The sequence below is a fragment of the Streptomyces sp. NBC_00237 genome (assembly GCF_026342435.1).
Classification (GTDB): Bacteria; Actinomycetota; Actinomycetes; order Streptomycetales; family Streptomycetaceae; genus Streptomyces.
Window position 1 is genome coordinate 214,266 of record NZ_JAPEMT010000003.1, and the last position, 14,626, is coordinate 228,891.

A 14,626-nucleotide genomic window follows, 5' to 3' on the forward strand; every position below is an offset into this window, starting at 1 on the left:
CCGCGCCGAGGTTCCGGTGCGGCCGTGTGCCCGGCCGTCCGCGTCCTCGGCGTGTACGCCGTCGCCGCCAGGGCCAGCAGCAGTGCGGCGCACACCTAGCCCGAGAGTGCGCCCCCGCTTGCCAGGGACGCGCGCCGCGTCCGCCACGGTGGCCGTACCCGGGTCGGCGGCGAGGGCCGGGATGGTGGAACCGGTGATCTGGGCGGTCGCGAAGACGGCCCCGATCGCGTCCGTGAACGGGGCGAGTGCGATCGGCGCCCCAGAGGTGTCCGGGGCCGCGACGAAGCCGAGGACGGCGACGCCCGTGCCTTGAGGCGGTGGGTCAGTGACGGCCGGTCCAGGCCGAACCAGCCGCAGGAGTGGTCGAACCGCTCGGACTTTAGGACGAGTTTGCGGACGATCGTCAGCGCAACGGATCGCCCAGCCGGACCGTCGCCGGGGCGGGGCAGGGGACGGGCCAGCTCGGCGGCCTGGTGGTGGCCGCCGTGGGCCGCCGCGCCGCAGCACGACGGGCGTGACGGTGGGCAGTTGGGGGACCCGCATGGTGTTGTCCGCGGACAACAAACGGGTCGGCATACTCACCCTGTGATCACTGAAGACCCGTACCTCTGGCTCGAAGACATCGAAGGCCCCGAAGCGCTCGACTGGGTGCGCAAGCGCACCACCGAGACCGAGCAGGCGCTGGGCACGCCCGGCGGCGGCGAACTGGCGGAGGGGCTGCGGCAGGTCCTGGACGACTCCCGGCGCATCCCCCACGTCACCCGGCGCGGCCCCCACCTCTACAACTTCCGCCGCGACGCCGACCACGTACGCGGAGTGTGGCGGCGTACGACGCTCGACGAGTACCGCACCGACGAGCCGACGTGGGAGGTCCTCCTCGACGTCGACGCCCTCGCCGAGGCGGAGGACACGGACTGGGTCTGGGCGGGCGCGCCCGTGCGGTACCCGGACTTCCGGCGGGCGCTGGTCAGGCTGTCGCCGTCCGGCACGGATGCCGTGGTCGTCCGGGAATTCGACCTGGAGACCAAGGAGTTCGTGCCGGACGGGTTCCGGGTGCCCGAGGGTAAGACCCGGATCGGCTGGATCGACGACGACACCGTCTACCTCGGTATCGACCTGGGACCCGGCACCGGCACGCTCACCGACTCCGGCTATCCGCGCACCGTACGGCGCTGGCGGCGCGGGACGCCCGTCGAGCAGGCCGAGCTGGTGTACGAAGTGGAGGCCCAGGACCTCTCCGTGAGCGCTTGGCACGACCCGACCGAGGGGTTCGCCCGCGACTTCCTCCACGTACAGCGTGACTTCTGGAACGCGGACAGCCATGTACGGGGGCCGGACGGGCAGTGGGTCCGGATCGAGGTGCCGGGTGACGCCGACGCGTACGCCCACCGGCAGTGGCTCGTGGTCGAGCCGAAGTCCGAATGGCTGGGGCAGCCCGCCGGTTCGCTCCTCGTCTTCGGCTTCGACGCCTTCCTCGCGGGCGGGCGCGAGCCGGTGGTGCTGTTCAGCCCGACCCCGCAGGCCGCACTCGCCGGGTACTCCTGGACGCGCGACCACCTGATCCTGGAGACCCTCACCGACGTCTCGACGAGCATGGAGGTGCTGACACCCGTGGAAGGGGGCGGGAGTTGGGAACGGCAGCCCCTCGGTGCGGTGCCGCCGCTGGCCTCGGCGGGAGTCGTCGCCACCGACGAGGACTCCGACGAGTACTTCCTGGAAACGGACGGCTTCCTCCAGCCGCCGACGCTGCACCGGGGGGAAGCGGCCACCGGCGGGAGCGAAGTGCTCAAGCGGGCCCCGGCGCTCTTCGACACCGAGGGGCTTTCCGTACGGCAGTACTTCGCCGTGTCCGACGACGGGACCCGAGTGCCGTACTTCGTGACCGGACCCGACCACGACGAGCCCGCCCCCACACTCCTCCACGGCTACGGCGGCTTCGAGCACGCCCTCCTCCCCGGCTACAGCGCCCTGCACGGGCGCGGCTGGCTCGCGCGCGGGGGACGGTACGTGCTCGCGGGCGTCCGGGGCGGCGGCGAGTACGGCCCCGACTGGCACCGGGCCGCGCTCAAGGCCGAACGGCCCAGGGCCTTCGAGGACTTCGCCGCCGTCGCCCGCGACCTCGTCGAACGGGGCCTCACCACACCCGGCCGGCTCGGCGTCGAGGGCCGCAGCAACGGCGGTCTCCTCGCCGGGGCGATGCTCGCCCGCTACCCGGACCTCTTCGGCGCCGTCGTCATCGGCTGGCCGCTGCTGGACATGCTCCGCTACCACCGCCTCCTCGCGGGCGCTTCCTGGATGGCCGAGTACGGCGACCCCGACGACCCGGCGGACCGCCCGCACCTGGCGGACATGTCCCCGTACCACGGCTTCCGGGAGGACCGGACGTACCCTCCCGTGCTGATCCTGACCGCCACCAGCGACGACCGCGTCCACCCGGGCCACGCCCGCAAGGCCGCCGCACGGCTGCGTGAGCAGGGGCACGAGGTGTACTTCCACGAGACCTCGGGCGGCGGCCACGCGGGCGCGAACGACAACGCGCAGACCGCCGCCGTGTACGCCCTGAAGTACACGTTCCTGTGGTGGACGTTGACGGGTGGTGACGGCGGCGAGTGACCCGGTGGGGCGGGGGCCTTCCGGCTCGGAGCCTTCGGGACGGAGCTTTCGGACCGGGGCCCTGCGCCTACCCCCGCCCCGCCCGCCCACTCCATGACGTCGATCATGGGAAAGAAGCGCAGGTCAGCCTAGTGTGGCCCGCCGTGAACACTCCCCCGAAGCGCAAGAAGCCCGTCCTGCTCGGTGCGGCCGGAGCCCTCACCGGCGCCGTGTTCGCCGCAGGAAGCCTGTGGCCCGACACGCAGGCGGCGGCGGCCTCCGACGGCGCGCAGGCCGAGCAGCGCGCCGTGGTGTCCGAGCTGAAGCACTGGCCCGCGCCCGTCGCGAAGAAGCTGGCCGCGCTGATCGCCGCCCAGGAGCACCGGGGCGCGTACGCGGTCTTCGACGCGGACAACACCTCGTACCGCAACGACCTCGAAGAGTCCCTCCTCCCCTTCCTGGAGATGAAGGGGGTCCTGACCCGCGACACCATGGACCCCTCCCTGAAGATCATCCCCTTCGAGGACACCGCCGCCCACCAGGAGACCCTCGCCGAGTACTACGCCCGGCTCTGCGAGATCGACGACCAGGTCTCCTACCCGTGGGCCGCCCAGATCTTCTCCGGCTTCACGCTGAAGCAGCTCAAGGGGTACGTCGACGAGCTCCTCGCGTACGACAAGCCGTTGCCGGGCGGGGCGAAGAAGCCCGAGTTCTCCCCGGGCATGCAGGAGCTGTACCGCAGCCTCACGAAGCACGGCATCGAGGTGTACGTGGTGAGCGCCGCGCACGAGGACCTCGTACGCATGGTCCTCGCCGACCCGAAGCACGGTTACGCGGTGAAGCCCGAGAACGTACTCGGCGTATCGACCCTCCTCAAGGACCGCAGGACCGGCGAAGTGACCAGCACGCGCAAGGAGATCGCGGCGGGGCGCTACGACGCGGCGAAGCTCGGCAAGCTGGAGCTGACACCCACCCTGTGGGCTCCGGCCACCTGGTACGAGGGCAAGCCCGCCGCGATCAGCACCTACGTCGACCCGTGGCGCAAGCCGGTCCTGGCGGCGGGCGACACTCCCAAGAGCGACGGCCCGATGCTGCTGCGTTCGACGGACGTGGCCAAGGGCGGCCTGCGGGTGTGGGTCAACCGCAAGGACAGCTATATGAAAGAGCTGAACGGCATGAAGGCCGCGGGTGTCGCACGGCAGAAGGAACTCGGCCAGCAGCCGACGGCCGACAAGAACTGGCTGACGGTCACGCCGCAACAGATCGGCTGAGCCGCCGAGGCACGGCCCTGTCACGGAGGTCCGCCCCGGGGCGCTCCAGGTCCCGCAGCAGAACGACCTCCTCGCCGCCCCGGGGCGAGTGCGGTGTGCGCGGCGACCCCCAGGGCGGAATGTCAAGCGTACGGCCGGGTGACTGAAGTCCCTGTCGCACGGCCTGCGTTCAGCCTTCGTTACGCTGCCCGGATGACCATCGAGCTGACCCTGCTGCCGCGCGTCGCCTGCCGCGGGCAGGAGGTCACCGCACCCCGGCTGCGCGCCCTCCTCGCCCTCCTCGCGGGAGACCTGCGCGCCGGGTCCGGCACGGAGCGGCTCGTACGGGGGCTGTGGCCGGACGGCGGGTTGCCCGAGCGGCCGGGGAAGGCGCTCCAGGTCCTGGTGTCCCGGGCGCGGGCCCAGTGGGGTGCCGACCTCCTCGTGAGCACGCCCACCGGATACCGGCTCGGCCTCACCGAGGAACAGGTCGACAGCTCCGCACTGCTCCTGCATGCCGCCGCGAGCGCCGAACGGGCCGGGGCCGGTGACCATGCGGCGGCGCTGGCCGCCGCCGAAGCGGGCCTCGCCCTGTGGGAGACGGGCCACGCGGTCGGCGACTCACGCGACCCGGTGGCCGCCCTGCGCACCGCACGCGCTCCCGTCCGCGACACGCTCGTACGGACGCGAGCGCTCGCCCTCGCTCGCCTCGGACGGCATCCGGAGGCCGTCGGACCCCTGGCCGAGGCCGCCGCGCGAAGGCCCCGCGACGAGGAGGTCCTCGCCGAACTCCTGCGCGGCGAGGCCGCGACGACAGGCCCGCCCGCCGCGCTCGCCCGCTACGAGACGTACCGCCGCACCCTGCGCGAGACCCTCGGAACGGAACCCGGAGCTCAACTACGCGCCGTACAGAAGGAGTTGCTGCTCGCTGATCAGCCCGTCGCACGGTACGGCGTGCCGCACGAGCCCAACCCCCTCCTCGGCCGCGACGAGGACATCACGGCGGTGGAACGACTGGGAGAGCGGGCGCGGGTCGTCACGGTCGTGGGTCCCGGCGGGCTCGGCAAGACCCGGCTGGCCCACGCGGTCAGCCGCCGGGCCGCACAGCCCGTCGTGCACGTCGTGCCGCTCGTCGCCGTCACGGCGGACGCCGACGTGGCCACCGCGGTCGCCACGTCGGTGGCCTCCGCACTCGGCGCGGGCGACGGCGTCCGCAAGAGGCAGGGCCCCGGACACCCCGTCCCCGCCATCCTGGCCGCCCTCGGCCCGGGGCCCGCCCTGCTCGTCCTCGACAACTGCGAGCAGGTCGTCGAAGGCGTCGCCGACCTCGTGCACGCCCTGGTCTCCGCCGCGAAGGACCTGCGGGTGCTCGCCACCAGCCGGGCACCGCTCGGCCTCACCTCCGAAGCGCTGTACGCGCTGCCCGAACTCGGCCTCGACACCTGCGTCGAACTGTTCGGGCAGCGGGCCCGGGCCGCCCGGCCCGGCGTGGAGCTGCCGCCGGACGAGGTCGCCGCACTCTGCCGCCACCTCGACGGGCTTCCGCTCGCCGTGGAACTGGCCGCCGCACGGGCCAAGGCTCTGTCCGTACGGGAGATCGCGCACCGCCTCGAAGACCGGTTCGCCCTGCTCAGGGGCAGCGCGCGGGACGCCCCTGAGCGGCACCGCACGCTGCACGCCGTCGTGGAGTGGAGCTGGAACCTCCTGCCCGAAGAGGCCAGGGCGGCCATGCGCATGCTGTCGGTGTTCCCCGGCGGCTTCACCGGCGAGGCGGCGCAGGCGGTTCTCGGCGAGGATCCGCTGCACCTCCTGGAACAGCTCGCCGGGCAGTCGCTGCTCACCGTCGCCGACACCCCGGCCGGGGTGCGGTTCCGGATGCTGGAGGCCGTACGGGAGTTCAGCACCGCGCGGTGCGTGGAGGCGGGCGGCGACGAGGAGGCACTCGGCCGGTTCCTGCGCTGGGCGCGGGACTTCGGGGTGGCGCACCACGACGTGCTGTTCGGCGCGGACGTGCTGGCCTCCTGGGACCGGGTCAGGGCCGAGCAGGACAACCTCGTACCGGCACTGCGGCACGCACTCGCCCACGACGACGGCCCTGCCGTCGCCGCGCTGACCGCCGTGCTCGCCGCCCTGTGGGCGACCGACGCCAACTACCCCCGACTGGCCGCCCTCGGCGCCGAGACCGGTCCGCCGCTCTCCCACTACCGTCCCGACCCCGAGCACGTCGAGGTGGCGCGGGCCGCCGCCGTGCTGTGTACGGCGGGCCTGTTCATGGGCTTCGGCGCGCAGCTCGTACGCCATCTGGTGACGCTGCGCAGGCTGCCGCCCGCCCCGCCGGACACACTGCTGCGGGCCGTCGCAGTCGTGCTGAGCGCGGTCCCCGATTCGCGGCCGCCAGGACACGAGGTGCTGAACGCCCTGTGCGCCGACCCGAACCCGCTCGTCGCGGGGGTCGCCGAGTGTGTGGCGACGTACGTCTGGGAGTACGCGTACGACACGGACCGGGCGATGGCCTCGGTCCACCGGGCGATCACCGCACTGGCCCCGGTCGACAACCCGCCGCTCCAGCTCATGTGCCACTCGCGGCGCAGCGAGCTGTGCTTGCAGGTGGGCGAGGGCGAGGCCGCGTACGCGCACCTCAGGGCGGCCCTCGGGGTGCTGCCGGGCCTCGGCAACGCGTACGACTACATCGGCGTCCGGCAGGGCCTGGCCCTGGCCTGTCTCCAGCGCGGCGAGGCCGACGAGGCCGAGTACTGGCTCGGGCGGGCGGACGCCGGGCCCGTCGCGCAGCAGGACGCCTTCTACAGTCCGGAGGTCGGCGGGCGGGCCGAGATCGCGCTCGCGCGGGGGTGCACGGAGGAGGGGCTGAGACTGTGGCGCAGGGCGGTGGGGCGGCTGGCGGAGACCGCGGCGGGCGGGGCTTCGGCGGCGGGGGCCCTGGTCTCCGGTGACGCGGCATCCGGTTCGCTCTACCCCGGCGGCGACCACTGGCTCGACCCCTGGGCGCTCCAGGTCCAGTCGGCGGCGGTGACGGCGCACGCGTACGCGGGCCGGACCGGCGAGGTCGCGGAGGTCCGCGACCGGGTACGGCGGCAACTGCGGGCGCTGCTCGGCGACTTGTCCCGCTCGCCCCTGGAGATGAGGATGTGCGGAACGATGCTGCACGCGCTGGGCGTGGCGGATCTCGCTTCCGGCTGCGCCCTCGCCTCTGACGGCGCTCTGGCCTCTGAGGACGCCCTGGCCTCCGGCGATGCCCTCGCCCTCCGCGCCGTACGCATGATCGCGCTCGCGGAACGGCTGCGGGTGCTGCGCGAGTTCCAGCCGACGATGTCGGCGGAGCGGGCCCGGCGGGCGGCCGGGGACGCCGACGGGGCGGCGTACGCCGACGCGGTGTCGGAGTACGCCGCCCTGGGGCGGGACGAACTGGTGGCAGCTGCGCGGGAGTTGGTGTCTGTGCGACCGCAAGGGTGAGCGGGCCCGCTTCGGCCGAGGCTACTTCGGGCCGCGCCGGAACAGTGACGTCGACCAGAAGTAGCCGAGCACGGTCAGCCCCACGCACCACGCCACCGCGAGCCACCCGCTGTGCCCGATCTCCGTGCCCAGCAGCAGCCCCCGCAGGGTCTCGATGGCGGGCGTGAACGGCTGGTACTCGGCGATCGGCTGGAACCACCCCGGCATCGTCTGGACCGGGACGACAGCGCTGGAGATGAGCGGAAGGATCATCAGAGGAAGGGCGTTGTTGCTGGCCGCCTCCGGGTTCGGGCTCGCCATCCCCATGCCGACCGCGATCCAGGTGAACGCCGTCGCGACCAGTACGAGCAGCCCGAACGCCGCCAGCCACTCCAGCGCCGAGGCGTCCGTGGCCCGGAAGCCGATGGCCACGGCGACGCCCCCGACGAGGACCACGCTGGCGATCGACTGGATCACGCTGCCGAGGACGTGCCCGATCAGCACGGACCCGCGATGGATCGCCATCGTGCGGAACCGGTCGATGATCCCCTCGGTCATGTCCATGGACACGGACACCGCCGTACCGGCCGGGGTCGCGCCGAGGGTCATCAGCAGGATGCCCGGTACGAGATAGGCGATGTAGTCGGACCGGTCGGCGCCGCCGCCCGCGATGCCCGCGCTCATCACGTCGCCGAAGACGTACACGAAGAGCAGCAGCAGGACGATGGGCATGAGCAGGATGTTCAGGGTGAGGGAAGGGTAGCGGCGCGCGTGCAGGAGGTTGCGTCGCAGCATGGTGGACGAGTCGCGGGCGACCAGGGAGAGGGTGCTGCTCATCGGGCGGACTCCTTGGTCGGGCTGATCGGGTTGGTCGGGCTGAGCGGGCTGAGCGGGCTGGCCGGGCCGACCGGGTCGGTGGTGGTGCGTGAATGGTCGGCGTGGGAGCCGTCGGTCCCGCCGGTCAGCGCGAAGAACACGTCGTCGAGGTCGGGTGTGTGCACGGTCAGCCCGTCCGCCTCGACACCGGCCGCGTCCAGCCGGTCGAGCAGCGAACGCAGCGCGCGCGGACTGCCGTCGTACGGAACCTGGAGCGCCTGCCCCTCGTCCTCGCGGGTGGCCTCCGGCAGCTCCCGCACCGCGGCCCCGTAGGCCCCGGGACCGGCGAACCTGACCCGTACGTGCCCTCCGGGAACGAGTCGCTTCAGCTCCTCCGCCGTCCCCTCGGCCGCGATCTTCCCCTCGCTCAACACGGCGATCCGGTCGGCGAGTTGATCGGCCTCCTCCAGATACTGCGTGGTGAGGAAGACGGTCACGCCATCGGCGACCAGCTCCCGGACGATCTCCCAGGTACGGTGACGGCTGCGCGGGTCGAGACCGGTGGTCGGCTCGTCGAGGAAGATGATGCGCGGGCCACCGACCAGCGTCATGGCGATGTCGAGCCGCCGCCTCATGCCGCCGGAGTATCCGACGGCGGGCCGCTTCGCCGCCTCCGTGAGGTCGAAGCGCGCGAGGAGTTCGGTGGTGACCCGGCGGCCCTCGCGGCGCGGCAAGTGGTGCAGATCCGCCATGAGCATCATGTTCTCCTCCCCGGTGATCAGCCCGTCGACGGCGGAGAACTGCCCGGTGACTCCGATCCGGGTGCGTACGGCCTGCGGGTCGGCGGCCACGTCGTGCCCGCCGACCCGCAGGGTTTCGGCCTCGCCGCCGATGAGGGTCGAGAGGATCTTGACGGCGGTGGTCTTGCCCGCTCCGTTCGGGCCGAGCAGCGCGAAGACGCTGCCGGTGGGCACGGTCAGGTCGATCCCGTCGAGCACGGTCCGGTCCCCGTACGACTTGCGCAGTTCCCTGGCTTCGACGGCGAGGGGGCGTACGGCCGGGGCCGGAGGTGGGGGCGGGGGTGAGGTGGTGGAGGTCGTCATGGAGCAGAGCGTGCGGCAGCCCGCATTCAGTGCGCCTTCAGCTCGCGTTCCGTGCGGTCTCGGAAGGGTTTCAGGACCTCTTGAAGGAGCGGTCTCCGCGGTGCGAGGATCGCGCCATGCGCGTCGCTGCCGCTCAACTCCGTTGCCCCTGGCTCGATCCCACCGCCGGTACGTCGAAGGTGGTGGAGTACCTGGAGAAGGCGGCGGCGGACGACGTCGGCCTGGTCGCGTTCCCCGAGACCTTCCTGTCGGGCTATCCGTTCTGGCTGAAGCACACCGACGGCGCGCGCTTCGGCGACCCCGAGCAGAAGCGGGCGTACGCCGCCTATCTCGACGCGGCGGTCGAGCTGACCGGACCCCATCTCGCCAGGATCACCGAAGCCGTCCGCGACCTGGCCGTCTTCACCTACCTCGGCATCACGGAACGCGTACACGGCACCGTGTACTGCACGCTGCTCGCGATCTCCCCGACGTCCGGCATCGTCAGCGCCCACCGCAAACTCATGCCCACGTACGAGGAACGCCTGGTGTGGGGGACCGGCGACGGCCACGGACTGCGCGTGCACCAGGTCGACGACATCCGGGTCGGCGGCCTCAACTGCTGGGAGAACTGGATGCCGTTGGCCCGGCACTCCCTCTACGCCCAGGGCGAGGACCTCCACGTGTCGGTCTGGCCGGGCTCCACCCGCAACACCACGGACATCACCCGGTTCATCGCCCAGGAGGGGCGGGTCTACTCGCTCGCCGCCGGGGCGCTCTTCTCGTACGAGGACATCCCCGCCGACTTCCCCTTCCGGGACCGTCTGGCCGACCGGATCTCCCACTGCGACGGAGGTTCGGCCATCGCGGGCCCGGACGGGGAGTGGATCGTCGCACCCGTCTCCGGGAAGGAGATGCTGGTCACCGCCGACATCGACCCCGCCGTGGTCCGGGCCGAGCGGCAGAACTTCGACCCGGTCGGCCACTACGCGCGCGGTGACGTCTTCGACGTGCGGGTCGACCGGACGCGGCTGGCTCCGGCGCGGTTCAGCGACTGAGTGCGCGATGTGGGGGAGCTGGGGTTACGGCCGGGGGCTCCGCCCCCGGACCCCCGTGCCGCCTTCGGCGGCCGCGCAGTTCCCCGCGCCCCTTAGCGGCATTGTCGTTCGTGCGATTATCCCCGGGTGAATGATCTTCGCCTTCGGCTCGCCGCCGACACCGACCTCGCCGACCTCGTCCGGCTGCGCGACGACGCCGCCCGCTGGATGCTCGCCCAGGGCATCACCGGCCAGTGGCGTCCCGGTGAGCTGGACGGGGACCACTTCCGCAGGATCATGGAGCGCGGCGAGGTCTGGGTGGCCGAGTCCGACGGGCGCGTGGTCGGGGCCTGGGAACTGTGGTGGGAGGACGAGGACGCCTGGGGTCCGCAGCCCCCGAACGCCGGGTACGTGCACCGGCTGATGGTCGACCACGACAGGGTCGCTCCGGGGGCGGGCGGGCAGTTGCTGCGGGCGGCGGAGCGCCGGGTCGCCGAGAAGGGCCGCGCGTGGGTACGGCTGGACTGCCTGGCCGGAAACGAACGCCTGACCTCGTACTACCTCGACTCCGGCTATCGGATCGTCGGCAGCAAGGAGGGCAAGCCGCAGCCGGGCGGCCCGCCGAAGTCCTTCACGCTGCTGGAGAAGGCCGCAGGGGAGCCCGTGGCCGAGAGCCCGTGACCACCGGGGGCCCGTGGCGACGATCACCACGGGCCCCCGGGAAGCGGGTGCTGCGGACCCGTCGGACGGATCACGTTCGGTTGGACGGGCAACGTCCCGTCGGACGGGTCGCGTTTCGTTGGACGGGACGTGACCCGTCTGCCGGATCAGCCCTTGCGGGAGGTGACCTCTTCGGTGAGCTGGGGGACGACGTTGAAGAGGTCGCCGACGACGCCGTAGTCGACGAGGTCGAAGATCGGGGCTTCGGCGTCCTTGTTGATCGCGACGATGGTCTTCGAGGTCTGCATACCGGCCCGGTGCTGGATCGCGCCGGAGATGCCGGAGGCGATGTACAGCTGCGGGGAGACACTCTTGCCGGTCTGGCCGACCTGGTTGGAGTGCGGGTACCAGCCCGCGTCCACGGCGGCGCGGGAGGCGCCGACGGCCGCGCCGAGGGAGTCGGCGAGCTTCTCGATGACGGAGAAGTTCTCCGCGCCGTTGACGCCCCGGCCGCCGGAGACCACGATCGCGGCCTCGGTCAGCTCCGGACGCCCGGTGGACTCCCGGGGGGTGCGGGACACGACCTTCGTACCGGTGGCCGCGTCGGAGAACGACACCGTCAGGGCCTCGACCGCACCGGCGGCGGGGGCGGCCTCGACCGGGGCCGAGTTCGGCTTGACGGTGATGACCGGGACACCCCGCGAGACCCGGGACTTGGTGGTGTAGGACGCGGCGAACGCGGCCTGCGTGGCCACCGGGCCCTCCGGTCCGGCTTCGAGGTCGACGGCGTCGGTGATGAGGCCGGACTGGATCCGCACCGCGAGACGGGCCGCGATCTCCTTGCCCTCCGCCGAGGACGGCACCAGCACGGCCACCGGCGACACCGCGGCGAACGCGGCCTGGAGGGCGTCGACCTTCGGCACCACCAGGTAGTCACCGAACTCCGGGGCGTCCACGCTCAGCACCCGGGTCGCCCCGTGCTCCCCGAGGACGGGGGCGGCGGCGTCGCCACCGGCCCCCAGGAACACCGCGACCGGCTCACCGATCCGCCGGGCGAGAGTCAGCAGTTCCAGGGTGGGCTTGCGGACGGCACCGTCCACGTGGTCGACATAGACGAGAACTTCAGCCATGGGAAAGCTCCTGCGAAGACGAAGGGAAGAAGACGAGAAGGGGCGGGCGCGGGCTCAGATGAACTTCTGGCCCGCGAGGAACGCGGCGAGCTGCTTGCCGCCCTCGCCCTCGTCCTTGACGATCGTGCCCGCGGTGCGCTCGGGACGCTTGTCCGCCGCGTCGACTGCGGTCCAGGAGCCTGCCAGGCCCACCAGCTCGGCCTCCAGGTCCAGGTCGTCCAGGTCCAGGGACTCCACCGGCTTCTTCTTCGCCGCCATGATCCCCTTGAACGAGGGGTAGCGGGCCTCACCGGACTGGTCGGTCACCGACACCACGGCCGGGAGGGAGGCTTCGAGCTGCTCGGAGGCCGCGTCGCCGTCCCGGCGGCCAGTCACCTTGCCGTCGGCGACCTTGACCTCGGACAGCAGGGTGACCTGCGGGACACCCAGGCGCTCGGCCAGGATCGCCGGGAGCACACCCATCGTGCCGTCGGTGGACGCCATACCGGCGATCACCAGGTCGTAACCCGTCTTCTCGATCGCCTTCGCGAGCACCAGCGACGTCGCCATCACGTCGGAGCCGTGCAGATCGTCGTCCTCGACGTGCACCGCCTTGTCCGCACCCATCGACAACGCCTTGCGCAGCGCGTCCTTCGCGTCCTCGGGACCCACCGTCAGCACGGTGATCTCCGCGTCATCGGCCTCGTCCGCGATCTGCAGCGCCTGCTCGACCGCGTACTCGTCCAGCTCCGACAGCAGACCGTCGACATCGTCCCGGTCGACCGTCAGGTCATCGGCGAAGTGCCGGTCGCCAGTGGCGTCGGGCACGTACTTCACACAGACAACGATCCTCAAGCTCACGCCGAGTCTCCTTACACAGACGGTCACATACGGGACACATGCGGGTCGCGCACACGAAGCGATTGCAGAACGCGCACGATGGATGTCTCGAACATATGGCACTGAGTACCCTCTGTAAATGCATTGAGTGCCACATTTGAGGGTTCCGGTGTTACGTTCCCCGCATGACCGAGGTGCGTAGGCGGCGCAAGCCAGCGGGAGAGGCCCCCGAAAGTGCTGCCTCAGCGGGGCCGGTTGACGCGCCCAAGACGCCCATGCGCGAAGTCCTCGCGGAGTCCGCCTTCGCGCTCTTCCTGGAGCACGGCTTCGAACGGACCACCGTGGACGACATCGTCGCGCGCGCCGGGGTCGGACGGCGGTCCTTCTTCCGCTACTTCCCCTCCAAGGAGGACGCGGTCTTCCCCGACCACGACCGCTGCCTCGCCGACATGACGGCCTTTCTGGAGGCCGCCGGTGACGCGGAACCCGTGGGCGCGGTGTGCGACGCCGCCCACCTGGTCATGCGCATGTACGCCGCGAAGCCGGAATTCTCCGTCCAGCGCTACCGGTTGACGCGTGAGGTCCCCGGTTTGCGCACGTACGAACTCTCCGTCGTGCGCCGGTACGAACGCACCCTGGCCGCCTACCTCCGCACCCGCTGGGACGGTACGTCCGACGGCGCGCTGCGTGCCGAAGTGGTCGCGGCGGCGGTGGTCGCCGCCCACAACAACGCCCTGCGGACCTGGCTGCGCACGGGCGGCGAAGGCGACGCCGACGCGGCCGTCGACCACGCGCTGGGTACGGTCCGCGAGGTGTGGGCGGGCGGCAAAGCCGTGGCGTCCGGGGAGCCGGACGAGGGCGAGGTGATCGTGATGGTCGCGCGCAAGGGCGCCCCGCTGTGGCGGGTGGTCCAGCAGGTCGAGTCCGCGCTGACGGAGGGCCGCGAGTGACGGAAGGGCGCGACTGACAGGGGGCAGCGAGTGAACGGCAGCACTGAGTGCCGCAGCTGATGGGCACTCAGTACCGTATGACGCGCGAGTGCGGCGAGCCCCCGCACATCCGCACCCCCAGAGAGAGGCCGACCGTGTCTCGCACCAGGAAGCGGGCGCCGCCAGGTAGCCGACGAGGAGCGGTTCCTAGCATCGCTTCTCCCATGCGGCGCGCGTGAGGTCGTACTCCACCTCGCCGTGTTCGGAGCCCTCGATCGCGTCCGGCCAGTCGCCGGTGAAGTGGCGCAGGAAGGTGAGGCCCGACTTCTCCATCACGTTCCGGGACCTCGTGTTGACCGCCATGGTGTTGGCCGTCACCCGTTCCACCCCCAGCTCCGTGAAGCCCCTGGCGATCAAGGCGCGCGAGCCCTCGGTGGCGTAACCGCGGCCCCAGGCAGCTCGGTTCAGCCGGTAGCCGAGCTCCACCACGGTGGGGGTGCGGTCGTCGACCGGGCAGAACTCGAACCAGCCGAGGAAGGTTCCGGTGGCCCGCTCCTCCGTGGCCCAGTAGCCCCGGGTTCCGAAGCCCGGGTACTCGTGGAGGAGCCGGGGCAGGGTCCGGGTCCGGATCGAGTCGAGGGTGGTCGGACTGCCGCCGTTGATGAAGCGCATGACCTCGGGGTCGTTGTCCAGCGCGAACAGCTCGTCGGCGTCGGCCTCGGTGAACGCCCGCAGGACGAGCCGGCCGGTCTCCAGGAAGGGGTGCATGGGGGGATCCTCACTGGTGGCAGTCGAGTCCGCCACTGGATTGCGGTCCCGTCGGCCGGTTCCGGAGGAGTGAGGTGAGCGCCACCGCCGAAC

11 protein-coding genes and 1 pseudogene are annotated in these 14,626 nt (G+C 71.9%); 6 read left to right on the forward strand and 6 right to left on the reverse strand.

The features are described 5' to 3' along the window. Positions 1–305 precede the first annotated feature (305 nt). Positions 306–413 (reverse strand): annotated as a pseudogene (locus tag OG897_RS40840) (ArsR family transcriptional regulator); the annotation flags it as partial. 115 nt (positions 414–528) lie between these two features. On the opposite strand from OG897_RS40840, the gene OG897_RS27875 reads away from it, so the two are divergent. From OG897_RS27875 to OG897_RS27885, 3 genes are all read left to right on the forward strand, one after another. Continuing rightward, positions 529–2,613 (forward strand): prolyl oligopeptidase family protein, encoded by a 2,085-nt coding sequence (locus OG897_RS27875; RefSeq protein ID WP_266660892.1) that lies wholly within the window; start codon positions 529–531, stop codon positions 2,611–2,613. A gap of 143 nt (positions 2,614–2,756) precedes the next feature. Further along, on the forward strand, positions 2,757–3,863 hold the full coding sequence (locus OG897_RS27880; protein ID WP_323188111.1) for an HAD family hydrolase: 1,107 nt from the start codon (positions 2,757–2,759) through the stop codon (positions 3,861–3,863). A 192-nt stretch (positions 3,864–4,055) separates the two neighbouring features. Beyond that, entirely contained in the window at positions 4,056–7,313 is a 3,258-nt protein-coding gene (locus tag OG897_RS27885) for a BTAD domain-containing putative transcriptional regulator (RefSeq protein ID WP_266660894.1), read from the forward strand. A gap of 21 nt (positions 7,314–7,334) precedes the next feature. Here OG897_RS27885 and OG897_RS27890 read toward each other — a convergent pair whose 3' ends face one another. Together OG897_RS27890 and OG897_RS27895 are read right to left on the reverse strand one after the other, a co-directional pair. Continuing rightward, a complete protein-coding gene (locus OG897_RS27890; RefSeq protein WP_266660896.1) occupies positions 7,335–8,129 on the reverse strand; it encodes an ABC transporter permease in 795 nt (264 codons plus the stop codon). Further along, positions 8,126–9,211 carry an ATP-binding cassette domain-containing protein gene (locus OG897_RS27895; protein WP_266660898.1) on the reverse strand — a complete coding sequence of 362 codons (1,086 nt, stop codon included), beginning with the start codon at positions 9,209–9,211 and terminating at the stop codon, positions 8,126–8,128. Before OG897_RS27895 ends, OG897_RS27890 begins: the two co-directional genes overlap by 4 nt. Before the next feature lie 116 nt (positions 9,212–9,327). On the opposite strand from OG897_RS27895, the gene OG897_RS27900 reads away from it, so the two are divergent. Continuing rightward, positions 9,328–10,248, forward strand: a complete 921-nt coding sequence (locus OG897_RS27900) for a carbon-nitrogen hydrolase family protein (RefSeq protein WP_266660900.1) — start codon at positions 9,328–9,330, stop codon at positions 10,246–10,248. A gap of 126 nt (positions 10,249–10,374) precedes the next feature. Continuing rightward, on the forward strand, positions 10,375–10,908 hold the full coding sequence (locus OG897_RS27905) for a GNAT family N-acetyltransferase (protein ID WP_266660902.1): 534 nt from the start codon (positions 10,375–10,377) through the stop codon (positions 10,906–10,908). 146 nt (positions 10,909–11,054) lie between these two features. On the opposite strand, the gene OG897_RS27910 is transcribed toward OG897_RS27905, so the two are convergent. Together OG897_RS27910 and OG897_RS27915 are read right to left on the reverse strand one after the other, a co-directional pair. After that, positions 11,055–12,017: an electron transfer flavoprotein subunit alpha/FixB family protein gene (locus OG897_RS27910; protein WP_266660904.1), complete on the reverse strand. Its 963-nt coding sequence runs from the start codon at positions 12,015–12,017 to the stop codon at positions 11,055–11,057. Between the two features lie 54 nt (positions 12,018–12,071). Next, on the reverse strand, positions 12,072–12,857 hold the full coding sequence (locus tag OG897_RS27915; protein WP_266660906.1) for an electron transfer flavoprotein subunit beta/FixA family protein: 786 nt from the start codon (positions 12,855–12,857) through the stop codon (positions 12,072–12,074). Between the two features lie 254 nt (positions 12,858–13,111). On the opposite strand from OG897_RS27915, the gene OG897_RS27920 reads away from it, so the two are divergent. Then, positions 13,112–13,786: a TetR family transcriptional regulator gene (locus tag OG897_RS27920; RefSeq protein WP_266662464.1), complete on the forward strand. Its 675-nt coding sequence runs from the start codon at positions 13,112–13,114 to the stop codon at positions 13,784–13,786. Positions 13,787–13,972: 186 nt separating this feature from the next. Here the strand turns inward: OG897_RS27920 and OG897_RS27925 are convergent, their stop codons facing one another. Next, the gene (locus tag OG897_RS27925) at positions 13,973–14,533 is read right to left on the reverse strand and encodes a GNAT family N-acetyltransferase (protein WP_266660908.1); all 561 of its coding nucleotides are present in this window, start codon (positions 14,531–14,533) and stop codon (positions 13,973–13,975) included. Between the last annotated feature and the right edge of the window lie 93 nt (positions 14,534–14,626).